This is a genomic window from Streptomyces sp. CNZ287 (genome assembly GCF_007827615.1).
On the sequence record NZ_VISV01000006.1, the window covers coordinates 62,171 to 83,882 of the forward strand.

Annotated in this window: 17 protein-coding genes; 9 read left to right on the plus strand and 8 right to left on the minus strand. The window is 73.3% G+C overall.

Features of this window, described 5'->3' with window-relative positions; translation table 11 throughout:
- Window positions 1-18: 18 nt before the first annotated feature.
- Window positions 19-924, plus strand: a complete 906-nt coding sequence (locus FB457_RS13630; RefSeq protein WP_047015891.1) for a LysR family transcriptional regulator — start codon at window positions 19-21, stop codon at window positions 922-924.
- A gap of 98 nt (window positions 925-1,022) precedes the next feature.
- On the opposite strand, the gene FB457_RS13635 is transcribed toward FB457_RS13630, so the two are convergent.
- The 3 genes from FB457_RS13635 to FB457_RS13645 form a co-directional block, all read right to left on the minus strand.
- Window positions 1,023-2,441 carry a S28 family serine protease gene (locus tag FB457_RS13635; RefSeq protein ID WP_145782048.1) on the minus strand — a complete coding sequence of 473 codons (1,419 nt, stop codon included), beginning with the start codon at window positions 2,439-2,441 and terminating at the stop codon, window positions 1,023-1,025.
- A gap of 198 nt (window positions 2,442-2,639) precedes the next feature.
- On the minus strand, window positions 2,640-6,401 hold the full coding sequence (locus FB457_RS13640) for an ABC transporter ATP-binding protein (protein ID WP_253911215.1): 3,762 nt from the start codon (window positions 6,399-6,401) through the stop codon (window positions 2,640-2,642).
- Window positions 6,402-6,678: 277 nt separating this feature from the next.
- A complete protein-coding gene (locus tag FB457_RS13645) occupies window positions 6,679-7,227 on the minus strand; it encodes an ATP-binding protein (RefSeq protein ID WP_253911216.1) in 549 nt (182 codons plus the stop codon).
- 150 nt (window positions 7,228-7,377) lie between these two features.
- On the opposite strand from FB457_RS13645, the gene FB457_RS13650 reads away from it, so the two are divergent.
- Window positions 7,378-7,638 (plus strand): DUF397 domain-containing protein, encoded by a 261-nt coding sequence (locus FB457_RS13650; protein ID WP_047015894.1) that lies wholly within the window; start codon window positions 7,378-7,380, stop codon window positions 7,636-7,638.
- 84 nt (window positions 7,639-7,722) lie between these two features.
- Complete coding sequence (locus FB457_RS13655; RefSeq protein ID WP_047015895.1) at window positions 7,723-8,625, plus strand: helix-turn-helix domain-containing protein; 903 nt, start codon at window positions 7,723-7,725, stop codon at window positions 8,623-8,625.
- 146 nt (window positions 8,626-8,771) lie between these two features.
- On the opposite strand, the gene speB is transcribed toward FB457_RS13655, so the two are convergent.
- On the minus strand, window positions 8,772-9,743 hold the full coding sequence (gene speB / locus FB457_RS13660; protein WP_047015896.1) for an agmatinase: 972 nt from the start codon (window positions 9,741-9,743) through the stop codon (window positions 8,772-8,774).
- A gap of 91 nt (window positions 9,744-9,834) precedes the next feature.
- Between speB and FB457_RS13665 the strand changes: the two genes are divergently transcribed.
- Window positions 9,835-10,656, plus strand: coding sequence for a phosphatase (locus FB457_RS13665; RefSeq protein ID WP_047015897.1), 822 nt, complete (start codon window positions 9,835-9,837; stop codon window positions 10,654-10,656).
- 85 nt (window positions 10,657-10,741) lie between these two features.
- On the opposite strand, the gene FB457_RS13670 is transcribed toward FB457_RS13665, so the two are convergent.
- The 3 genes from FB457_RS13670 to FB457_RS13680 all read right to left on the minus strand — a co-directional run bounded on the left by FB457_RS13670 (window position 10,742) and on the right by FB457_RS13680 (window position 13,548).
- Window positions 10,742-11,632, minus strand: a complete 891-nt coding sequence (locus FB457_RS13670) for an acyl-CoA thioesterase (RefSeq protein ID WP_047015898.1) — start codon at window positions 11,630-11,632, stop codon at window positions 10,742-10,744.
- 27 nt (window positions 11,633-11,659) lie between these two features.
- Window positions 11,660-12,817 carry an acyl-CoA dehydrogenase family protein gene (locus FB457_RS13675; protein WP_047019931.1) on the minus strand — a complete coding sequence of 386 codons (1,158 nt, stop codon included), beginning with the start codon at window positions 12,815-12,817 and terminating at the stop codon, window positions 11,660-11,662.
- Window positions 12,818-12,954: 137 nt separating this feature from the next.
- Window positions 12,955-13,548 (minus strand): SACE_7040 family transcriptional regulator, encoded by a 594-nt coding sequence (locus FB457_RS13680; RefSeq protein WP_047019932.1) that lies wholly within the window; start codon window positions 13,546-13,548, stop codon window positions 12,955-12,957.
- A 122-nt stretch (window positions 13,549-13,670) separates the two neighbouring features.
- Between FB457_RS13680 and FB457_RS13685 the strand changes: the two genes are divergently transcribed.
- The 4 genes from FB457_RS13685 to FB457_RS13700 are packed head-to-tail and all read left to right on the plus strand — an operon-like array spanning window position 13,671 to window position 19,736.
- The gene (locus tag FB457_RS13685) at window positions 13,671-15,311 is read left to right on the plus strand and encodes a carboxyl transferase domain-containing protein (protein ID WP_047015899.1); all 1,641 of its coding nucleotides are present in this window, start codon (window positions 13,671-13,673) and stop codon (window positions 15,309-15,311) included.
- A gap of 14 nt (window positions 15,312-15,325) precedes the next feature.
- Window positions 15,326-17,605, plus strand: coding sequence for an acetyl/propionyl/methylcrotonyl-CoA carboxylase subunit alpha (locus FB457_RS13690; protein WP_047015900.1), 2,280 nt, complete (start codon window positions 15,326-15,328; stop codon window positions 17,603-17,605).
- Window positions 17,602-18,552, plus strand: a complete 951-nt coding sequence (locus FB457_RS13695) for a hydroxymethylglutaryl-CoA lyase (protein ID WP_047015901.1) — start codon at window positions 17,602-17,604, stop codon at window positions 18,550-18,552. Before FB457_RS13690 ends, FB457_RS13695 begins: the two co-directional genes overlap by 4 nt.
- A 5-nt stretch (window positions 18,553-18,557) precedes the next feature.
- Window positions 18,558-19,736, plus strand: coding sequence for an acyl-CoA dehydrogenase family protein (locus FB457_RS13700; protein WP_047015902.1), 1,179 nt, complete (start codon window positions 18,558-18,560; stop codon window positions 19,734-19,736).
- Window positions 19,737-19,789: 53 nt separating this feature from the next.
- On the opposite strand, the gene FB457_RS36135 is transcribed toward FB457_RS13700, so the two are convergent.
- On the minus strand, window positions 19,790-20,473 hold the full coding sequence (locus FB457_RS36135; RefSeq protein ID WP_047015903.1) for a hypothetical protein: 684 nt from the start codon (window positions 20,471-20,473) through the stop codon (window positions 19,790-19,792).
- Between the two features lie 290 nt (window positions 20,474-20,763).
- On the opposite strand from FB457_RS36135, the gene FB457_RS13715 reads away from it, so the two are divergent.
- The gene (locus FB457_RS13715) at window positions 20,764-21,654 is read left to right on the plus strand and encodes a siderophore-interacting protein (RefSeq protein ID WP_047015904.1); all 891 of its coding nucleotides are present in this window, start codon (window positions 20,764-20,766) and stop codon (window positions 21,652-21,654) included.
- Window positions 21,655-21,712 lie beyond the last annotated feature (58 nt).

The window sequence follows — 21,712 nt, forward strand, 5'->3', positions numbered from 1 at the left end:
TGAAATCTGGGAGTGGCCATGCTCGATCTGTCCCGGCTCCGCGCACTGCACGCCGTCGCCGTCCACGGCTCCGTCGGCTCCGCCGCGGCCGCCCTCGGCTACACGCCGTCCGCCGTCTCCCAGCAGATCGCCAAGCTGGAGCGCGAGACCCGCACGCCGCTGCTGGAGCGCCGCGGCCGGGGGGTGACGCTCACCGACGCCGCCCAGCACCTCGCCGCCACGGCGGAGCAGTTGCTCGCCATCGTCGAGGAGGCCGAGACGTCGCTGGAGGAGCGCCGCGGCCGGCCCATGGGCCGGCTGACGGTGGCCTGCTTCGCGACGGCCGCCCGCGGGCTGCTGCCCGCGGCGCTCGCCGCGCTCGCCGCGGAGCACCCGGCCCTCGACACCCGCATGCTGGAGGCCGACCCGCACCTCTCCCCCGGCATGGTCACTCGCGGGGTGGCCGACCTCGCCGTCGCCCACGACTGGGACATCGCCCCGCTGCCCACACCCGAGGGGATGGAGCTGGCGTCCATCGGCGACGACCTGTGCGACATCTGCGTCCCGGCCGGCCACCCCTTCGCCGGGCGCGACAGGCTCGTCCGGGCTGACCTCGTGGGCGAGCGCTGGATCTGCCAGCCGCCCGGCTCGACGTGCCACGACTGGCTCGTACGCACCCTGCGCACCTCCGGCCACGAGCCGGATCTCGCCTACCAGGTCGCCGAGTACGCCTCGCAGCTCGCGCTGGTCGCGGCCGGCCTGGGCATCGCGCTGGTGCCGCGGCTGGGCCGCGGTCCGCTGCCGGCCGGGGTGGTCGCGGTGCCGCTGGAGCCGGTGCCGGTGCGGCGGGTGTACGCGCTGTGGCGTACGGGCGCCGCACGCCGGCCGGCGATCCGGGAGGCGGTGCGGCTGCTGCAGCGGGAGTGGAAGGAACGGGTCGGCTGACGGCAGGGGCCACCGGTCCCGTACGCCCGGGCCGCGCGGCCGCGCCCGCGGGCGATGACGCCCGCGGGCGCGGCTTCGTGCGGCTCAGCGGCCCGGGATCACGGCCGGAGCGACCGCTCCCGCAGCTCCTTCTTCGTCACCTTGTCCAGCCCGCTGTCGTACGCGGCCAGCGGCTTCGCCTTCGTGGTGCCGGCCTCGGCCTCGACACCGGCCCAGTCGAGGATCCGCTCGGTGGCCCTGGCGCGCTGCCCCTCCGGGAGCTGGCTGACCCGGGCGCCGTGGTTGGCGCCGGGCGCGGTGTAGACGTACGAGTCGTGCGCGCCCTTCCCGAGGCGGAACGGCTCGGCGCCCCACGGGTCGTTCTCGCCGTAGACGAAGAGCATCCGGTCGGCGTTCTTGCGCACCCACTTGTCGACGTCGTTCATCACCGACGGCTTGAAGCGCATGTCGATGTCGCGCGGGACGAAGTTCCGCGGCGGCTGGTAGCCGTAGCGGCTCAGGTCCTTCAGGTGCGGCAACCGGATGGTGGGCGCGCCCAGCTCGGTGCCCGCCTGGTAGTAGTACGGCGTGTACGGCGCGAGCCCCTGGTCGGTGTAGAAGGACCAGCCGGCGATGGCGTCGACGTAGTCGTACAGCTCCTGGTCGGAGACGGTGGCGGCGTCCGGCACCTCGGCGCAGTCGGCGGCCGAGCTGTACTGCCAGAAGCCCCACACGAGGTCGAGGACGGTCGCCTCGAACGCCTTGTCCAGGCTGCCGATTGTGGTGAACGTCGCGCCCGACTCCGCGGCCCACGCCGCGTACTTCTCGGACAGCGCGTCCCGCCGCACCAGCGCCTCGCGCTGCACTGCGTTGAGCGCGTCGCGGCACTCCTCCGTCCCGACCCGCTCGAAGAAGCGGTCGTAGGCCGAGTCCTCCCGGTTCACCACGTCGTTCGGCGCGACGTAGGCGACGACGCCGTCCATGTCGCGCGGGTAGAAGCGCTCGTAGTACGTGGCGGTCATGCCGCCCTTGCTGCCGCCGGTGGCCAGCCAGTTCTCGTCGTAGATGTCGTTCAGCGCCCGGAAGATGCGGTGCTGGTCGCTGGCGGCCTGCCAGATGTCGAGCTTCTTCCAGTCCGCGGGGTCGGGCCGGGACGGGGTGAAGAACCGGTACTCCATCGAGACCTGGTTGCCGTCGATGATCTGCGTGGGCTCGCTGCGCGACGGCGTCGTGGACACGTTGTAGCCGCCGGTGGAGAAGACCGTGGGCCGGTCGGTGTCCTTGTGCAGCACGGTGATCCGCTGCTGGAAGGTCTGGCCGTCCGGCTTCCGGTGGTCCACGGGCTGTGTGTAGTTCAGAACGAAGTAGCGGTAGCCGTCGACCGGCTTCTCCTCGATCAGGCTCATGCCCTTGATCGAGAGGAGCCGGTCCTTGATGTCGGCCTCGTCCGCGGTGGCGGCACCGACCGGCGAACTGCCCAGCCCCGCCGTGCCGGTGAGCACGGCCAGACTCAGCAGCCATCCGAGCTTCCTGCGCATCTTCCCTCCCCGGGTTCACAATGACCCTCGGAACCTAGCCGCGTTGGCCACGCCGGAGAAGGACGCCGAGCCCCCTGTGGATAACTTTCCACGCATTGCGCCGCTTCGATTACTCTGAGTAGCGGAATGAGGGGTCGAGGACAGGGAAGGCAGGGCCGAGCCATGGTGCGGAACCGCCCGGGGCGATGGTGCGGACGGCTACGCCGCCGCGGGTTCCACCGAGCCCGCGTAGGTCCGCCACAGTTCCGCGTACCGGCCGCCGCGGGCGAGCAGTTCCTCGTGCGTTCCGTCCTCGGCGACGCGCCCGTGGTCGAGGACCACGACGCGGTCGGCGCGGGCCGCCGTCGTCAGGCGGTGGGCGACGACGAGGGTCGTGCGGCGGCCGGCGAGGCGGTCCGTGGCGCTGTTGACCGCGGCTTCGGTGGCGAGGTCGAGCGCGGCGGTGGCCTCGTCGAGGAGCAGGATGTCGGGGTCGACCAGCTCGGCGCGGGCCAGGGCGATGAGCTGGCGCTGGCCCGCGGAGAGATTGCGGCCCCGCTCGGCGACGTCGTGGAGGTAGCCGCCGGGCAGCGAGGCGATCATGTCGTGCGCGCCGACGGCCCGCGCGGCGGCCTCGACCTCGGCGTCGGAGGCGTCGGGGCGGCCGTAGGCGATGGCGTCGCGCACGGTGCCGGCGAAGAGGTAGGACTCCTGGGGGACGACGCCGAGGCGGTGGCGGTAGCCGGTGAGGTCGAGTTCGCGCAGGTCGGTGCCGTCGACGCGGACGGCGCCGCGGGTCGGATCGTAGAACCGGGCGGCGAGCTTGACCAGCGTCGACTTGCCGGCGCCGGTCTCGCCGACGAACGCGACGGTCTGCCCCGCCGGGATCGTCAGGTCGAGCCCGGTCAGCGCCGCCTCGGCGGCACCCTCCGCCTGCCCGTCGTACGCGAAGTGCACATCGTCGAAGGCGATCTCCCCGCTCAGTTGCCCGACCGGCCGCGGCTTCGCGGGCGGCGGCGTGGACGGCTTCTCGTGCAGCAGTTCCTGGATGCGGCCGAGCGCGACGGCCGCCTGCTGGTAGCCGTCGAAGACCTGGGAGAGCTGCTGCACGGGGGCGAAGAACAGATCGATGTACAGCAGGTACGCGACGAGCGCGCCCGCGGTGAGCGTCCCCGCGGCCACCCGGTCGGAACCGGCCCACAGCACGCCGACGGTGGCGAAGGAGGCGAGGAGCTGCACGAACGGGAAGTAGACGGAGATGAGCCACTGGCCGCGTACGCGGGCCCGGCGGTAGCCGTCGCTGCGCTCGGCGAACCGGGCGGCGCCGCCGTCCTCGCGGCGGAACGCCTGCACGATGCGCAGTCCGGCGACCGACTCCTGGAGGTCACCGTTGACGACGCTGACGCGCTCGCGCGCCAGTTCGTACGCCTTGACGCTCTGCCGCCGGAAGAAGAACGTGCCGACGATCAGCGGCGGCAGGGTGGCGAAGACGATCAGGGCGAGCTGGAGGTCGATGACCAGCAGCGCGACCAGGATGCCGAAGAAGGTGAGCAGCGAGACGACGGCGGTGACCAGGCCGGTCTGCAGGAACGTGGACAGGGCGTCCACGTCCGTGGTCATCCGGGTCATGATCTTGCCGGTCAGATGGCGCTCGTAATAGTCGAGTCCGAGCCGCTGGAGCTGGGCGAATATCTTGACGCGCAGGGCGTAGAGCACGCGCTCGCCGGTGCGGCCGGTGAGCCGGGTGGCGCCGACCTGGGCGGCCCACTGGCCCAGCACGACCGCAAGCGCCAGGCCTGCGGCCGTCCACACGGCGCCGAGGGAGAGCCGCTGGACGCCGTCGTCGATGCCGTGCCGGATGAGCACGGGCAGCAGCAGTCCGGCGACCGCGTCGCCGGCGACGAAGAGCAGAGCGATGGCGAGCGGCCCGCCGAAGCCGCGCAGCAGCCGGCGCAGGCCGTACGAGACCTCGGGCGCCTCGGCCTGGTCCTCGTCCACGTCCGGGGTGTCGGTCGCGGGCGGCAGGGCGGCGACCTTGGCCAGCAGCTCGGGGCTGCCGGGCGAGCCGGCGAGCATGCCGGCGAAACCGGAGGGATCGCCTGCGGAGGCCGTGGAGTTGCCGCCCCCCTCGGCGCTCTTCTCGCCGCTCTCCTTGCGCACCCACAGGTCGGGGGTGACCCCGTCGACGCTGGCGTGCGTGTCGGCGGCGACCTGTCCCGCGGGGTCGCGCTCGCGGTCCGCCAGCTCGTCCGGGTCGGTGAGCAGCCGCCGGTAGAGCGGGCAGCGGGCCTGCAGCTCCTCGTGGGTGCCGACGTCGACCAGCCGGCCGCCGTCGAGGACGGCGATGCGGTCGGCGAGCGCCAGGGTGGACTGGCGGTGGGCGATGAGCAGGGTGGTGCGGCCGGCCATGACGCTGCGGAGCGCCTCGTGGATCTCGTGCTCGACGCGGGCGTCGACCGCGGAGGTGGCGTCGTCCAGGAGCAGCAGCCGGGGGTCGGTGAGGATCGCGCGGGCCAGCGCGATGCGCTGGCGCTGACCGCCGGAGAGGGTCATGCCCTGCTCGCCGACGACGGTGTCGTAGCCCTCGGGGAGGCCGGTGCCGGGGGTGCCGTGCGCCGCTCCGGCGTCGTCGGCGGAGGCCGCGGCGTCGCCGTTGCCCAGTGCGGTGATGAAGCCGTCCGCCTGCGCGGCGCGGGCGGCGGCGCGGATCTCCTCGTCGGTGGCGTCGGGCTTGCCGTAGGCGATGTTGTCCCGGATGGACTCGGAGAAGAGGAAGCTGTTCTCGGGGACGAGCCCGATGGCCGCCCGGAGGGAGGGCAGCGTGAGGTCGCGTACGTCGTGGCCGCCGATGCGGACGGCGCCGCCGTCGGGCGCGACGTCGTAGTAGCGGGGTATCAGCATCGACAGCGTCGACTTGCCGCTGCCGGAGGCGCCGACGACGGCCATGGTCTCGCCGGGCTCGACGCGCAGGGTCAGCCCGTCGAGGACCGGGTGGCCGGGGTCGTAGCCGAAGGTCACGGCGTCGAACTCGACGTCGGCGGGGGCGTCGGCCGGCAGCTCGTGGGCGCCGGGCCCGTCGGACAGCTCCGGCTCGGTGTCGATCAGCTCGTAGACCCGCTCCACGCCCGCGCGGGCCTGCTGCCCGACGGTGAGCATCATCGCGAGCATCCGGACCGGGCCGACGAGCTGCGCGAGATAGGTGGAGAAGGCGACGAAGGTGCCGAGGGTGATCTGCCCGCGGGTGGCCATCCAGCCGCCGAGCGCGAGCATCCCGACCTGGCCGAGGGAGGGCACGGCCTGGAGGGCGGGGGTGTAGCGGGCGTTCATGCGGACGGTGCGCAGCCGGGCGGCGTAGAGCTTGCGGCTGATGGCGCGGAGCTTGCCGGTCTCCTGCCGCTCCTGGCCGAAGCCCTTGACGACGCGGACGCCGCCGACGGCGCCGTCCACGACGGAGGCGACGGTGCCGGCCTGCTGCTGGGCGTACCAGGTGGCGGGGAAGAGGCGGGTGCGGCTGCGGTTGGCTATCCACCACAGGGCGGGGGCGACGCCGAGGGCGACGAGGGTGAGCGTCGGGGACAGCACGATCATGACGACCAGGGAGACCGCGAAGAGCAGCACGTTGCCGATCATCATCGGGATCATGAAGAGCAGGCCCTGGACGAGCTGCAGGTCGGTGGTGCCGCGGCCGACGACCTGGCCGGTGGAGAGCTCGTCCTGGCGGCGCCCGTCGAGCCGGACGATCGCGTCGTACATCTCGGTGCGCAGGTCGTGCTGCACGTCGAGGGCGAGTCGGCCGCCGTAATAGCGCCGGACATAGGTGAGGCCGTAGACGGCGAGTGCGGCGAGGACCATGAGGGCGGCCAGGGGCGCGAGCGCCCGGTCGCCGGAGACGATCACATCGTCGATGATCAGCTTGGGGATGAGCGGGACGAGGGCCATGATGCCCATCCCGGCGAGGGAGGCGCCGAGGGAGAGCAGCACGTTGCGGCGATAGCGCAGACAGTGCCGGAGGAGCCGCCGGGCCCAGCCCTCGGGTGCCTTCCGCGAAGGCTTCCGCCCGGCTGTGTTCCCGTTCGCGGGGGTCTCGTCCGATGGGGTCCGTGCCGCAGGGATCTTCCCCGATGGTTCCGCCACCGGCCGCCTCCGCCTCAGTGTCGATGGTCCTGGTCCAGGATCCACAACCTACGGGCGCCGGTTTTTGTTTCTCGGGTGCGTACGGAATGTTGCCCGCCTGCGGCCGCGGGCGCTCGGGCGCAGGTCAGGCCACTGCCTGCAACTGGGGCGGGCTGCTGCCCGTGAGCACCTCGACGAGTACCAGTAACCGGGTCAGGGGCTGCTCGACGCCGTTTTCCTCCGCCGGGGCCGCGGCCCTGCCGCCCTCGGAGAAGCGGGCCCAGACCGCCTTGCCGTAGGGGCCCGGCTCGCTCCAGCCCCAGCTGTCGCTGAGGCACTCCACGATCTGCATCCCGCGGCCGGACTCCGCGAAGGGGTCGGCGACGCACACCCGCGGGACGCCGGTCCCGGGGTCGAAGACGGCGCACACGACCTCCGAGCCGCGGCGCAGCAGGCTGAGGACGACCGGGTGGGGGGCCTGGCTCCAGGACGGTTCGCAGAGACCGTGCCGCAGTGCGTTGGCCACCAGCTCGGAGGCGACCGAGGCGACGTCGTCGACCAGGTCCTCCAACTGCCACCCGCGGAGCGTCGCCCTGGCGACGTTGCGGGCGATGGATATCGACCGGGGGTCGTCCTCGAGCGTGCACGCTGCGAACTCGGAGGCGGTCACCCACCCTTCAGCCGGTGCGGTCATCTCCAACTCCCCGGTCTCACGTGCACGTTGATGAAACAGGTTGCGATGCCATAGTGATCGATGTGCACTTGCCGCTGCAAGTACGGATGCAATTTCATTCGCAAGAACAGGTGCACGTACATTGGAGTCGCGATCATAGAAGGAGACAGGATGCAGCAGGTCATAAACGGTGTACCGGCGGATCAACTGGCGGGAATCACCTGGCGGAAGAGTCGCTTCAGCAATCCGAACGGCGAGTGCGTGGAGGTCGCCGGACTCCCCGGCGGGGACATTGCAATGCGCAACTCGCGCGATCCGGGCGGACCGGCCCTCATCTACACACAGGCGGAGATCACCGCCTTCCTGCTCGGCGCGAAGGACGGCCAGTTCGACGATCTGATCGTCAACAGCGCGGCCAAAGGCCCCGGTTGAACTCCGTAGTAGCTGTACACCGCACCCTCCACAGTGAGAGACTGAGCGGTCGATTCACCACACCGCGGGACAGGGGCAGGCCAGATGTCAGCGTCACCGGAGCAGACGTCATCGGTACGCAGGGCACTCTCTCAGCAGCACGGAGGGCCCACCGTTCTCCGTATCCTGCTGGGCACACACCTGCGTCGGCTCCGGGAGGCCGCCGGCGTCTCCCGTGAGGCGGCCGGTGATGCGATCCGGGCGTCGCACGCCAAGATCAGCCGCCTGGAGCTCGGCCGCGTGGGGTACAAGGAGCGCGACGTCTCCGACCTCCTCAGCCTCTACGGCGTCACGGACGAGCAGGAGCGCTCCGAGTTCCTGGCCCTCGCCCGCCGCGCCAGTTCCCCCGGCTGGTGGCAGAAGTACGGCGACGTGCTGCCGGGCTGGTTCGAGACGCTGCTCGGCCTCGAAGAGGCCGCGGGGCTGATCCGTAACTACCAGGTCCAGTTCGTCCCCGGGCTGCTCCAGACCGCGGACTACGCCCGCGCCGTCACGCTGCTGGCCAACGCGGGCGCGCCCGAGCAGGAGATCCAGCGCAAGGTCGACGTGCGGCTGCGCCGCCAGCAGGTGCTGGACCGGCCGGACGCGCCGAAGCTGTGGGTCGTCGTCGACGAGGCCGCGCTGCGCCGTCCGCTCGGCGGAGCGGACGTCATGCGGGGCCAGGTCAGGCACCTGCTGGAGATGGGCACCCGGAAGAACATCACCATCCAGATCGCGCCCTTCGACATCGGCGGCCTCGCGGCGGCCGGCGGGCCGATACACATCATGCGCTTCACCGAGCCCGACCTGCCCGACGTCGTCTATCTGGAGCAGCTCACCAGCGCGCTCTACCTGGACAAGCCGGACGAGGTGGAGAACTACAAGCTGGTCATGGACCGGCTCTGCGCCACTGCCGAGACGCACGCGGGCAGCATGCGGATACTGGAGCGCCTGGCCGACGAGTTCTGACGGACTCCGGCACCTCAGGCACCCACGGCCCGCCCGGCAGGGTTGCGCACAGAGCATCAGGAGATCAGGCGCGACGGCGCCCGGTCCGTGGTGATCCGGCCCGCGTCCTCCTCCGGCCCGCGTCCTCCTCCGGCCCGCGTCCTCCGCTAACCCGCGTCCCGCTCACCGGCGATCTGCCGCGCCATCAGCGTCGTCAGCTCGTACGCCGTGTGCGACGCCGCCACCGACGTGATCTCGGCGTGGTCGTACGCGGGCGCCACCTCCACCAGGTCCGCCGAGACCAGCCGGCAGCCCGCCAGCCCGCGCAGGATCTCCAGCAGCTCGCGCGAGGTGAGCCCACCGGCCTCCGGGGTGCCCGTGCCCGGGGCGTGCGCCGGGTCCAGGACGTCGATGTCGATGGACACGTACAGCGGCCGGTCCCCGATCCGCTGCCGCAACTGGTCGGTGACCTCGTCCACGCCGCGGCGCATCACGTCCGCCGAGGTGACGATGCCGAAGCCCATCTTCTCGTCGTCGTCCAGGTCCTTGCGCCCGTAGAGCGGCCCGCGGATCCCGACGTGCGAGAGCGCCGCGGTGTCGACCACGCCCTCCTCCACCGCGCGCCGGAACGGCGTGCCGTGGGTGTACGCGGCGCCGAAGTAGGTGTCCCAGGTGTCCAGGTGCGCGTCGAAGTGCAGCAGCGCGACCGGCCCGTGCCGGCGGGCGACGGCCCGCAGCAGCGGCAGCGCGATGGTGTGGTCGCCGCCGAGGGTCATCAGCCGGGCGCCGGTGGCCAGCAGCTCGTCGGCCGCGCCCTCGACGGTGGCCACCGCCTCGCCGATGTCGAACGGGTTGACGGCGATGTCCCCCGCGTCCGCGACCTGCGCCAGCGCGAAGGGCGCGGCGTCCTGCGCCGGGTTGTACGGGCGCAGGAGCCGGGACGCCTCGCGGATCGCGTTGCCGCCGAAGCGGGCGCCGGGGCGGTAGGAGACGCCGCTGTCGAAGGGGACGCCGACGACGGCGACGTCCGTGCGCCCCACCTCGTCCAGGCGGGGCAGCCGGGCGAAGGTGGCGGGGCCCGCGTAGCGCGGGACGCGGGAGGAGTCGACGGGGCCGCGAGGGGTGCCGGTGCTGCTCATGCCTTCGACGATAAGCGCAGGGCAGCACGGCGGCCGCTGTACAGAGTGGACACCTGCGCCCCCGCACATGTGTCCGGGTGACAATGACACCATGGCCCTCATGTCCCTGCCTGACGCACCCAGCCGCCCCGCCCTCGTCGACCACCTCGTACGCACCCGGATCGCGGGCGACGTCGCCACGCCCCGCGAGGGAAACCTGCGCCACTACCGCGAGCTGAGCCAGGGCAACCTGCGCTTCTGGCTCGGCCTCGACCTCGGCGACCGCTGGACCGACGAGCGCGACGTGCTCGCCGTCATGGCCGAGCGCGTCGGCGTCGTCGCCGACCCCGCGCACACCCAGGGCCAGGACCGGATCGACCCCGAGCTGACCGTGGACGGCCTGGACCGGATGGCGGCCGAGCTGCGCAAGGCCGCCGCGGGCCGGCAGCGGGTGCTGCTGGCGACGGGCCACCCCGGCGGGCTGCTGGAGGTGCACAGCAGGACCGCGGCGGCGCTGCGCGCGGCGGGCTGCGACATCGTCACGGTGCCGCCGGGGCTGCGGACGGGCGAGGGCGACGACGGGACGTACGGCAACGTCCAGCAGTTCTGCGACGTGGCCGTGCTGGAGCGGGGCGCGACGCTGTGGCACACGCACGCGCCGCAGCCGGTGCGGCAGATCCTCGACGCGCTGGAGCGGGCCGGCGAGCCGCTGCCCGACCTGGTGGTCGCCGACCACGGCTGGGCGGGCGGCGCGGCGCAGCGCGGCGTGCACGCGGTGGGGTACGCGGACTGCAACGACCCGGCGCTGTTCCTCGGCGAGGCGGAGGGCACGCTCGCGGTGGCGGTGCCGCTGGACGACCACGTCGCGGATCCGGCGGCGTACGCGCCGATGACGGCGTACCTGCTGGCGGCGGCGGGGCTGGAGCTGCCGTAGCGGGGCGGGTCCCGGCCGCGTGGCGCCGCGGCGCCCGGTCCGTACGCGTCCGTACGGGTCCGTACGGGCCAGGTCCCCGCGCCCGTCAGGTCCGCGGGACCCGGATCACGCCCTCCTGGATCACCGACGCCGCCAGCCGCCCGTCACGGGTGAAGATCCGCCCCGTGCTCAGCCCGCGTCCGCCCTGCGACGTCGGCGACTCCTGGTCGTACAGCAGCCACTCGTCCGCCCGGAACGGCCGGTGGAACCACATCGCGTGGTCCAGGCTCGCGCCCACGACGTCGCCGACGGCCCAGCCGCCGCGGCCGTGCGCGAGCAGCACGGAGTCGAGCAGGGTCATGTCCGAGACGTACGTCATCAGGCAGACGTGCAGCAGGGGGGTGTCGATGGCGCCGGCGAGCTTGCCGTTCGTACGGAACCACACCTGCGAGCGCGGCTCCCGCGGCACCCCGGCCTCGCCGCCCCAGGGCGGCGGCTCCGCGTACCGCAGGTCGACCGCGGCGCGCGCCTCCAGCAGCCGGCGCGCGAGGGCCGGGTCGAGGAAGTTGACGGCGTAGCGCGGCATCGCCTCCTCGGCGGTGGGCAGCGTCTCGGGGTCGGGCGCCGGCGGCATGGGCACCTGGTGCTCCAGGCCCTCCTCGTGGAGCTGGAACGACGCCGACAGGTTGAAGATCGGCTGGCCGTGCTGGACGGCGACGACGCGGCGGGTGGTGAAGGAGCGGCCGTCGCGGATGCGGTCGACGGTGTAGACGAGGGGCGCGCCGGGGTCGCCGGGGCGGAGGAAGTAGGCGTGCAGCGAGTGCGGCGGCCGGTCGGCGGGCACGGTGCGTCCCGCGGCGACCAGCGCCTGCGCGGCGACCTGCCCGCCGAAGACCCGCGGAACGACGGCGGCGCGGGAGTGGCCGCGGTAGATGTCCCGCTCGATCTGCTCCAGGTCCAGCAGGTCGACCAGTGCGGTGAGCGCGGCGTCGTCCATGGTGCGAGTCTCGCAGAGCCCGCGGCCCTACAGGCCCATCGACTTGGCGACGATGGAGCGCATGACCTCGCTGGTGCCGCCGTAGATGCGGGTGACGCGGGTGTCGGCGTAGAGGCGGGAGATGGGGTACTCGTTCATGTAGCCGTAGCCGCCGTGCAGTTGCAGGCACTTGTCGATGACGACGGCGGCGCGCTCGGTGCAGAAGAGCTTGACGGCGGCGGCGTCGGCGACGCCGAGGTCGCCCGCGTCGTGCACCTCCAGCGCGCGGTCGACGTACGCCTCCATGGCGTCGACCTCGGCCTTGCAGTCGGCGAGGACGAACTTGGTGTTCTGGAACTCCGCCACCGCCCGGCCGAAGACGGTGCGCTCCTTGACGTACGCCACCGCGAACCGCACGGCCGCGGCGGCCTGGGCGTACGCGCCGACGGCGATGCCGAGGCGCTCCTGCGGGAGGTTGTGGGTCAGGTACGTGAACGCCTTGCCCTCCTCGCCCAGCAGGTCGCCGACGGGCACCTTGACGTCGGTGAAGCTCAGTTCTGCGGTGTCCGAGGACTTCAGCCCCAGCTTGTCGAGCTTGCGCCCGACCGCGTAGCCGGCGGAGGAGGCGTCGACGACGAGGATGGAGATGCCGCCGCGGCGGTCCTCGGGGGTCGGCGGCGCGGTGCGGGCGCAGACCAGGACGCGGTCGGCCTGCACGCCGCCGGTGATGAAGGTCTTGGCGCCGTTGAGCACGTAGTGCGTGCCGTCGTCGGAGAGCTTCGCGGTGGTCTTCATCCCGGCGAGGTCGGAGCCGGTGCCGGGCTCGGTCATGGCGATGGCGGTCATCATGTCGCCGGAGACGAAGGGGGGCAGCCAGCGGCGCTTCTGCTCCTCGCTGCCGTACTTGAGCAGGTACGGCAGGCAGAGCGCGGTGTGGACGGAGGAGCCGCCGAAGGAGACGCCGGCGCGGGCGCACTCCTCGCTGATCACGGCGTTGAACTTGAAGCTGTGCTCCCCGGCCCCGCCGTACTCCTCGGGCACCTCGATGCCGAAGACCCCCAGCTCGCCGAGCTTCTTGTACAGCTCGCGGGGGACGGCGCCGGCCTCCATCCAGTCGTGGTAGTACGGCACGACCTCGGCGGCGATGAAGTCGCGGATGGTCTCGCGGAACGCCTCGTGGTCCTCGTTGAACACCGTCCGCCGCATGGTCATCGCCTCCCGGCCAGCTCCGACTAAGCGCTTGCTCAGCGCCTCGCAGTCGAAGTTACCTGCGGGTCACCACGGCTGTCCAGGCCGTGCTCCTGCGGCAGCCGTCACAGCACCGGCCACGGCACCGGCTACGCCTACGACTGCGGCGCCGCCGCGAAGGCGCCGCGGGCCAGGCGGTGGAGGAGGGCGGCGGTGGCGGCCCGGTCGGGGAGGGTGCCGCGGGCGCCGAGGTGCGGGGTGGAGTTGAGGAGGCCGAAGACCGCGTGCACCGCGGTACGGGCCGCGCCCTCGGTCAGCGCCGGGTAGACCTCCCGTACGACGTCGACCCACAGCTCGACGTACTGCCGCTGCAACTGGCGCACCAGCTTGCGGTCCTCGTCCCGCAGCCGGTCCAGCTCGCGGTCGTGCAGGGTGATCAGCGGGCGGTCGTCCAGCGCGAAGTCGATGTGCCCGCCGATCAGCGCGTCCAGCGGCGCGTCCGGGCGAGGCCCGCGCACCGACGCCCGCGCGCGGCCGGCCTCCAGCAGCCGCTCGCTGATGCCGACCAGCAGCTCCGCGAGCATGGCGTCCTTGCCGGCGAAGTGCCGGTAGAGACCGGGGCCGCTGATGCCGACCGCCGCGCCTATCTCGTCCACGCCCACCCCGTGGAAGCCGCGGGCCGCGAAGAGGCGCGCGGCCTCTTTCAGGATCTGCTCACGACGGGTGGGGGCGGGGGCCTCGGTGCTCATGCGGTCCATTGTAGACAGCCCGGTTAGTGAGCGTTAACCTTGGCCGCACGGGGTTAACGACAGCTAACCTGCTTGTCGGCCCGTACGGCCGTACGGGCTCATCTAGGGAAGGGCGCGCCCCCGTGGACCACGCACCCGCGCTGACGACCGCCGCCGACCCCTCGGGCCCGGCCGGCGCCGCCTGGCGGACCAACGAGGCGGCGCACCGCGCGCTCGCCGGCGAGCTGTACGACAAGCTCGCCGCCGCCCGCGCCGGCGGCGGCGAGAAGGCCCGCGCCCGGCACACCGCCCGCGGCAAGCTGCTCCCCCGCGACCGCGTCGACGGCCTGCTCGACCCCGGTTCGCCGTTCCTGGAGCTGGCGCCGCTCGCCGCCGACGGGATGTACGGCGGCGGCGCGCCCGCCGCCGGCGTCATCGCCGGCATCGGCCGGGTGAGCGGCCGGGCCTGCGTCGTCATCGCCAACGACGCCACCGTCAAAGGCGGCACGTACTACCCGATGACGGTGAAGAAGCACCTGCGCGCCCAGGAGATCGCGCTGGAGAACCGGCTGCCGTGCGTCTACCTCGTCGACTCCGGCGGCGCCTTCCTGCCCATGCAGGACGAGGTCTTCCCCGACCGCGAGCACTTCGGCCGGATCTTCTACAACCAGGCCCGCATGTCCGGCGCCGGCATCCCGCAGATCGCCGCCGTCCTCGGCTCCTGCACCGCGGGCGGCGCGTACGTCCCGGCGATGAGCGACGAGGCGGTCATCGTCCGCGGCCAGGGCACGATCTTCCTCGGCGGCCCGCCGCTGGTGAAGGCCGCCACCGGCGAGGTCGTCACCGCAGAGGAGCTGGGCGGGGGCGAGGTGCACGCGCGCACCTCCGGCGTCACCGACCACCTCGCCGAGGACGACCCGCACGCGCTGCGCATCGTCCGCGGCATCGTCGACACCCTCCCGGAACCCGGCCCGCCCCCCTGGTCCGTACGCGCCCCGGAGGAACCCAAGCACGACCCCGCCGGCCTCTACGGCGTCGTGCCGGTCGACTCGCGGACGCCGTACGACGTGCGCGAGGTCATCGCGCGGGTGGTCGACGGCTCGCGCTTCCAGGAATTCAAGGCCGAGTACGGCACGACGCTCGTCACCGGCTTCGCCCGCATCCACGGCCACGCCGTCGGCATCGTCGCCAACAACGGCATCCTGTTCTCCGAATCCGCCCAGAAGGGCGCCCACTTCATCGAGCTGTGCGACCAGCGCGGCATCCCGCTGCTCTTCCTCCAGAACATCTCGGGCTTCATGGTCGGCCGCAGCTACGAGGCCGGCGGCATCGCCAAGCACGGTGCCAAGATGGTGACCGCCGTGGCCTGCACGCGGGTGCCGAAGCTGACCGTCGTCATCGGCGGCTCGTACGGCGCCGGGAACTACTCGATGTGCGGCCGGGCCTACTCCCCCCGCTTCCTGTGGATGTGGCCCAACGCGAAGATCTCCGTCATGGGCGGCGAGCAGGCCGCGTCCGTCCTCGCGACCGTCAAGCGCGACCAGTTGGAGGCGCGCGGCGAGGAGTGGTCGGCGGCGGCGGAGACGGAGTTCAAGGCGCCCATCCGCGAGCAGTACGAGACGCAGGGCAACGCCTACTACGCGACCGCCCGCCTCTGGGACGACGGCGTCATCGACCCGCTCGACACCCGCCGGGTGCTCGGGCTCGCGCTGACCGCCTGCGCCCACGCGCCGCTGCCCGCCAGGGACGGCGCGGCGCAGGGCTTCGGCGTCTTCCGGATGTGAGGGGGAGGGTGGCGATGTTCGAGACGGTACTGCTGGCCAACCGGGGTGAGATCGCGGTACGGGTCATCCGTACGCTGCGGGCGCTCGGCATCCGCTCCGCGGCGGTCTTCACCGACGCGGACGCGGACGCGCGGCACGTCCGCGAGGCGGACACGGCCGTGCGGATCGAGAGCTATCTGTCGGCCGCCGAACTGCTGCGCGCGGCGCGCGAGACGGGCGCGGAGGCGGTGCACCCGGGGTACGGGTTCCTCGCCGAGAACGCGGAGTTCGCGCGGGCGTGCGCGGCGGCGGGGCTGGTCTTCGTCGGCCCGCCGGCGGACGCGATCGAGCTGATGGGCGACAAGATCCGCGCGAAGGAGACGGTACGGGCGGCGGGCGTGCCGGTGGTGCCGGGCTCGACGGGCAGCGGCCTGTCGGACGCGGAACTGGCGGCGGCGGCACGGAAGATCGGCATGCCGGTGCTGCTGAAGCCCTCGGCGGGCGGCGGGGGCAAGGGCATGCGGCTCGTACGGGACGAGGACGCGCTGGCCGACGGGATCGCGGGGGCGCGGCGCGAGGCGCGGGGCTCGTTCGGCGACGACACGCTGCTGGTGGAGCGGTGGATCGACCGGCCGCGGCACATCGAGATCCAGGTGCTGGCGGACGGCCACGGGAACGTGGTGCACCTCGCGGAGCGGGAGTGCTCGCTCCAGCGCCGGCACCAGAAGATCGTCGAGGAGGCGCCGTCGCCGCTGCTCGACGAGGCGACGCGGGCGGCGATGGGCGCGGCGGCGGTGGAGGCGGCGCGGTCGTGCGGGTACGCGGGCGCGGGGACGGTGGAGTTCATCGTGCCGGGCGGCGGCGGGGGCCCGGTCGCGTACTACTTCATGGAGATGAACACGCGGCTGCAGGTCGAGCATCCGGTCACGGAGCTGGTGACGGGGCTCGACCTGGTGGAGTGGCAGCTCCGGGTGGCCGCCGGGGAGAGACTGACGTTCACGTCCGCGGATGTGCCGCTGAAGGGGCACGCGGTCGAGGCGCGTATCTACGCCGAGACGGCGCGGGTGGCGGAGGGCGGTGAGCGGGTCGACTTCCTGCCCTCGGCGGGCCGCGTCCGGCTGCTGCGCGAGCCGTCGGGGCCGGGGGTGCGGGTCGACTCGGGGCTGCTGGAGGGCACGGAGGTCGGCACGGCGTACGACCCGATGCTGGCGAAGGTCGTCGCGTGGGGCCCGGACCGGGCCGCGGCGCTGCGGCGGCTGCGGGCGGCGCTGGCGGAGACCGTGGTGCTGGGCCTGGACACCAACACGGGCTTCCTGCGGCGTCTGCTGGCACACCCGGCGGTGGCGTCGGGCGACCTGGACACGGGCCTGGTGGACCGCACGGGCGCGAGCCTGGCGGCGGCCCCGGTGCCCCCGGAGGCGTACGCGGCGGCGGCCCTGCTGGCGCAGTCGGCCCTGGAGTCGGCCTCCCGCCGCCCGACGGGCCCGGACGGCTGGACGGACCCCTTCGCGGAGCCGTCGGGCTGGCGCCCGGGCGGCCCCCCGGCCTGGACGACACGGTGGTTCCGCGCGGCGGGCCAGGATCCGGTGGAGGTGCGGATCCGGGGCCTGACCCCGGCGGCGGAGGTCTGCACCGGGGCGACGCCCCAGACCCCGGGAACGCCTGGTGGCCCGGTGGACACGGCACCGCGCGGAGCGCCGGTGTCCGCCCCGGCGGGCGGCGAAGCCGCCGCCGCGGGCGAAGGAGCGCAGCCCCGCGGGGGTGCGGGGGCGGAGCCCTCCGGGGGGTCCCGGGGGCGGAGCCCCCGGGTTTCGGGAAGAAGCGGGGTCGGGGAACACCCCCTCCGCGCCCGCCTCGCCCACGCCGACGACTCCTCCGTCACCTTCGAACTCGACGGTGTCACCCACCGGTTCAGCCTCGCCGCCTCCCCCGGCGGGATCTGGCTCGGCCGCGACGGCGACGTCTGGCATCTCCTCGACCACGACCCCGTCGACGCCGCCCTCCGCGGCGGTGCCCTCGTCGCCGGGGCCGACGCGCTCACCGCACCGATGCCCGGGACCGTGACCGTCGTCAAGGCCGCCGTGGGCGACCGGGTCGCCGCCGGGCAGAGTCTGCTCGTCGTGGAGGCGATGAAGATGGAGCACGTCATCGCCGCCCCGCACGCCGGCACCGTCGCCGAGCTGGACGTCGTCGTCGGCGGGACCGTGGCCATGGACCAGGTCCTCGCCCTGGTCGTACCCGACGACGGCCAGGACGACGGACAGGGCGACACCCAGGGCGACGGACGGCGCGACGAACCGGAGGACCCGCGATGACCCCCCAGCCCCTCCCCATGCGCGTGCCCGCCGCCGGCCTGCCCGCCCGGGTCCGCATCCACGAAGTCGGCCCCCGCGACGGCCTGCAGAACGAGAAGGCCACCGTCCCCACCGACGTCAAGGCCGCGTTCGTACACCGCCTCGCCGCCGCCGGTCTCACCACCGTCGAGGCGACCAGCTTCGTGCACCCCAAGTGGGTCCCCCAGCTCGCCGACGCCGAGGACCTGTACCCCCGCCTCGCCGACCTGACCGCCACGGGAGCCGTCGACCTCCCCGTCCTCGTCCCCAACATCCGCGGTCTGGAGCGCGCCACCGCCCTCGGCGCCCGCCGCGTCGCCGTCTTCGCCAGCGCCACCGAGACCTTCGCCCGCCGCAACCTCAACCGCACCGTCGACGAGTCGCTCGCGATGTTCGCCCCCGTCGTCGCGGAGGCCAAGAACGACGGTCTGCACGTCCGCGGCTACCTCTCGATGTGCTTCGGCGACCCCTGGGAGGGCCCCGTCCCCCTCCCCCAGGTCGTACGGACCGCCCGCGCGCTCGCCGACATGGGCTGCGACGAGCTGAGCCTCGGCGACACCGTCGGCGTCGCCACCCCCGGCCACGTCGCCGCGCTGCTCGGCGCCCTCGCCCAGGACGGCATCCCCGTCGAGCGCCTCGGGGTCCACTTCCACGACACGTACGGCCAGGCCCTGGCCAACACCCTCGCCGCGCTGCAGCACGGCGTCACCACCGTCGACGCCTCCGCGGGCGGGCTCGGCGGCTGCCCGTTCGCCAGGAGCGCGACCGGCAACCTCGCCACCGAAGACCTCGTGTGGATGCTGCAGGGACTCGGCGTCGAGACCGGCGTCGACCTCGACGCGCTCGTCGCCACCAGCGTCTGGATGGCCGACCGCCTCGGCCGCCCGAGCCCGTCCCGCACCGTGACCGCCCTCTCCCACAAGGAGTGACCCCGATGACGCCCAGCCTCGACCACCGCCTCTCCCCGGAGCTGGAGCAGCTCCGCCGCACCGTCGAGGAGTTCGCGCACGACGTCGTGGCGCCGAAGATCGGCGACTACTACGAGCGGCACGAGTTCCCGTACGACATCGTGCGCGAGATGGGCCGCATGGGCCTGTTCGGGCTGCCGTTCCCGGAGGAGTACGGCGGCATGGGCGGCGACTACCTGGCGCTCGGCGTCGTGCTGGAGGAGCTGGCCCGCGTCGACTCCTCGGTGGCGATCACGCTGGAGGCCGCCTGCTCGCTGGGCGCGATGCCCGTCTACCACTTCGGTACGGAGGAGCAGAAGCGCACCTGGCTGCCGAAGCTGTGCACCGGCGAGATGCTGGGCGCGTTCGGGCTGACGGAGCCGGAGTGCGGCTCGGACGCGGGCGGTACGCGCACCACGGCCCGCCTCGACGAGGCCGCCGGCGAGTGGGTGATCAACGGGACGAAGTGCTTCATCACCAACTCCGGCACGGACATCACGGGACTGGTCACCGTCACCGCCGTCACCGGCAGGAGCGAGTCGGGCAAGCCGGAGATCTCGTCGATCATCGTGCCGTCCGGCACGCCGGGATTCACGGTCGCCGCCCCGTACTCCAAGGTCGGCTGGAACGCCTCCGACACCCGTGAGCTGTCCTTCTCCGACGTCCGCGTCCCGGCCGCGCACCTGCTGGGCGAACGCGGCCGCGGCTACGCCCAGTTCCTGCGGATCCTGGACGAGGGCCGCATCGCCATCGCCGCGCTCGCCACCGGTCTCGCGCAGGGCTGCGTGGACGAGTCGCTGGCGTACGCGGAGCAGCGCCACGCCTTCGGCCGGCCCATCGGCGCCAACCAGGCCATCCAGTTCAAGCTGGCCGACATGGAGCTGCGCGCCCACACCGCCCGCCTCTCCTGGCGGGACGCGGCGTCGCGGCTGGTGCACGGCGAGCCGTTCAAGAAGGCGGCGGCGCTGGCGAAGCTGCACACCTCGACGGTGGCGGTGGACAACGCGCGCGAGGCGACGCAGATCCACGGCGGGTACGGGTTCATGAACGAGTACCCGGTGGCGCGGATGTGGCGGGACTCCAAGATCCTGGAGATCGGCGAGGGCACGAGCGAGGTGCAGCGGATGCTGATCGCCCGCGAACTGGGCCTGCCGCCCACGGCCTGACGGCGGGCCGGCCGGTCGCCGGTCACCGGGTCGGCCGGCCGGAGCCCCGGCGCTCACGGCCAGAGCCGCGCCTTGTGCACGTACCGGAAGCCGGACCGCCACCGCAGCTCGACGTACGCCATCGGCCGGCCCTTCGGGTTCCCGTACGCGTCGAAGCCGAGGGGCCCGCTGAGGCCCCGTACCTCCTTCGTGGTGCCGAGTTGCAGCGGCATCTGCCGTACCGCGCCCGCGTCCACGGGGTCGCCGCCGTCCGGCCCGGTGGCGAACTCCACGGCCTTGACCAGCGCCAGCATCGCGTCGTGCCCCATGATCGCCTGCCCGCTCTGCAGCGGCCCGTCGCCCGCCGCGCAGGCGCCGCGGCGGGCACCGGGGCGGAAGTCGGCGCAGTAGCGGTCGGCGGAGTCCGCGAGCGCGGCGGGGTCGCCCGCCTCCGGGTGCGCGTAGGCCGGGTACCGGATGCGCAGCCCCTGGGCGCAGGTGGCGCCGCGCTGCCGGTGCACGGCGATGTCCTGGAGGGACGCGGGTACGTCGTCCCACGCGGTCCGTAAGTGCCGCAGGAGGGTGCTCTTGCCCCTGCCGCGCGGCCCGAGCACGAGGGTCACCGGCTGCTGCTCGTCGACGGGCGTGGGGTACGTCAGCCGCAGGAACGCGGGCCGGAAGCGCCGCCGCAGCGCGGCGCCCGCGTACTCCGTCACGACCCGGTCGCGCCGGGAGCGCCCCTCCCACCCCTGGCCCATGCGGCAGCTCCTCGTTCCCGTCCACGTCGACGGGGCACCCGATTATGGGAACGTACCTTCTTCCGACGGCTTCCTGCCGGACGGATCCGGTTCGTGAACCGCCTCACAGGACTGTCCCGGCTGCCGCTGCACCCGGGCGCCGCGCGGGCCCACCGGGAGGCGGGGTTCATGGCCTGATTCCGGTACCTGTGCACGGGAGTTAGGTTAGGTTAGCCTAATCTACGTTGCCGGCCCTTCCGTACGCGGGACGCGGCCGCGACCCCCGCACCCGCCCGGAAGGTGAGCCCGACGTGACCACGGAACCGACCACGCAGACGGCGGAGCCGGCGCCCGACGCCGCCGAGCCGTTCCGCTTCTTCCGCCTCGACGTCACCCGCACCCGGCGGCTCAGCCCCACCCTCCTGCGCGTCACCTTCGGCGACGACGGCACCGGCGGCCCCGGTGGCCTCGAAGGCTTCGCCTCCGGCGGCCGGGACCAGAGCCTGTCGCTGTTCCTGCCCCAGCCCGGCCAGACGGAACCGGTGATGCCCACAGGGCCGGACTGGTTCGACGAGTACCGCGCGCTCGACCCCGGCGTACGGGCCGTGCTGCGCTCGTACACCGTGCGCGCGCAGCGCCCCGGCGAGGTCGACATCGACTTCGTGCTGCACACCGAACCCGCGGGCCCCGCCGCGCAGTGGGCGGGCGAGGCCGAGCCGGGCGACTGGATCATCGCGCTCGGCCCCGCCGTGCCGGACAACACCGGCGTGCGCTTCCGGCTGCCCGAGGGCGCGGATCACGTCATCGTCGCCGCCGACGAGACCGCATTGCCGGCCGCCGCGGCGATCCTGGAGTCGCTGCCCGCGGGGCTGCCGGTGAAGGCGTGGATACGGGTGCCGCACCCCGACGACGCGCTCACGCTGCACACCGCCGCGGACGCCGAGGTCACCTGGCTGACCGGCCCCGCGGCCGGCGTGGTCGACGCGCTGCGCGCCGCGGACCTGCCCGCGGGCACTCCGTACGCCTGGCTCGCCGGCGAGGCGGGGATGGTGCGGGAGCTGCGCCGCCAGCTCGTACGGGAGCGGAAGTTCGACCGCCGGTCGGTCGCCTTCACCGGCTACTGGCGCCGCGGCGCCTCCGAGGACCAGTTCCGCCACGAGGCCGAGACCGGACGCGACGACGACGCGGCCGCGGACGGATGAGCCGGCGGCACGTGGCCGAAACGACGGGGGCGGGGACCCTGTAACCAATTACTTAGGT

What these genes read in the sequence shown, in the direction of transcription:
- FB457_RS13630 (WP_047015891.1), top strand. Translation starts at nt 19, where the DNA reads ATGCTCGATCTGTCCCGGCTCCGCGCACTGCACGCCGTCGCCGTCCAC.
- FB457_RS13635 (WP_145782048.1), bottom strand. Translation starts at nt 2,441, where the DNA reads ATGCGCAGGAAGCTCGGATGGCTGCTGAGTCTGGCCGTGCTCACCGGC.
- FB457_RS13645 (WP_253911216.1), bottom strand. Translation starts at nt 7,227, where the DNA reads ATGACCGCACCGGCTGAAGGGTGGGTGACCGCCTCCGAGTTCGCAGCG.
- FB457_RS13650 (WP_047015894.1), top strand. Translation starts at nt 7,378, where the DNA reads ATGCAGCAGGTCATAAACGGTGTACCGGCGGATCAACTGGCGGGAATC.
- FB457_RS13655 (WP_047015895.1), top strand. Translation starts at nt 7,723, where the DNA reads ATGTCAGCGTCACCGGAGCAGACGTCATCGGTACGCAGGGCACTCTCT.
- speB (WP_047015896.1), bottom strand. Translation starts at nt 9,743, where the DNA reads ATGAGCAGCACCGGCACCCCTCGCGGCCCCGTCGACTCCTCCCGCGTC.
- FB457_RS13665 (WP_047015897.1), top strand. Translation starts at nt 9,835, where the DNA reads ATGGCCCTCATGTCCCTGCCTGACGCACCCAGCCGCCCCGCCCTCGTC.
- FB457_RS13670 (WP_047015898.1), bottom strand. Translation starts at nt 11,632, where the DNA reads ATGGACGACGCCGCGCTCACCGCACTGGTCGACCTGCTGGACCTGGAG.
- FB457_RS13675 (WP_047019931.1), bottom strand. Translation starts at nt 12,817, where the DNA reads ATGCGGCGGACGGTGTTCAACGAGGACCACGAGGCGTTCCGCGAGACC.
- FB457_RS13680 (WP_047019932.1), bottom strand. Translation starts at nt 13,548, where the DNA reads ATGAGCACCGAGGCCCCCGCCCCCACCCGTCGTGAGCAGATCCTGAAA.
- FB457_RS13690 (WP_047015900.1), top strand. Translation starts at nt 15,326, where the DNA reads ATGTTCGAGACGGTACTGCTGGCCAACCGGGGTGAGATCGCGGTACGG.
- FB457_RS13695 (WP_047015901.1), top strand. Translation starts at nt 17,602, where the DNA reads ATGACCCCCCAGCCCCTCCCCATGCGCGTGCCCGCCGCCGGCCTGCCC.
- FB457_RS13700 (WP_047015902.1), top strand. Translation starts at nt 18,558, where the DNA reads ATGACGCCCAGCCTCGACCACCGCCTCTCCCCGGAGCTGGAGCAGCTC.
- FB457_RS36135 (WP_047015903.1), bottom strand. Translation starts at nt 20,473, where the DNA reads ATGGGCCAGGGGTGGGAGGGGCGCTCCCGGCGCGACCGGGTCGTGACG.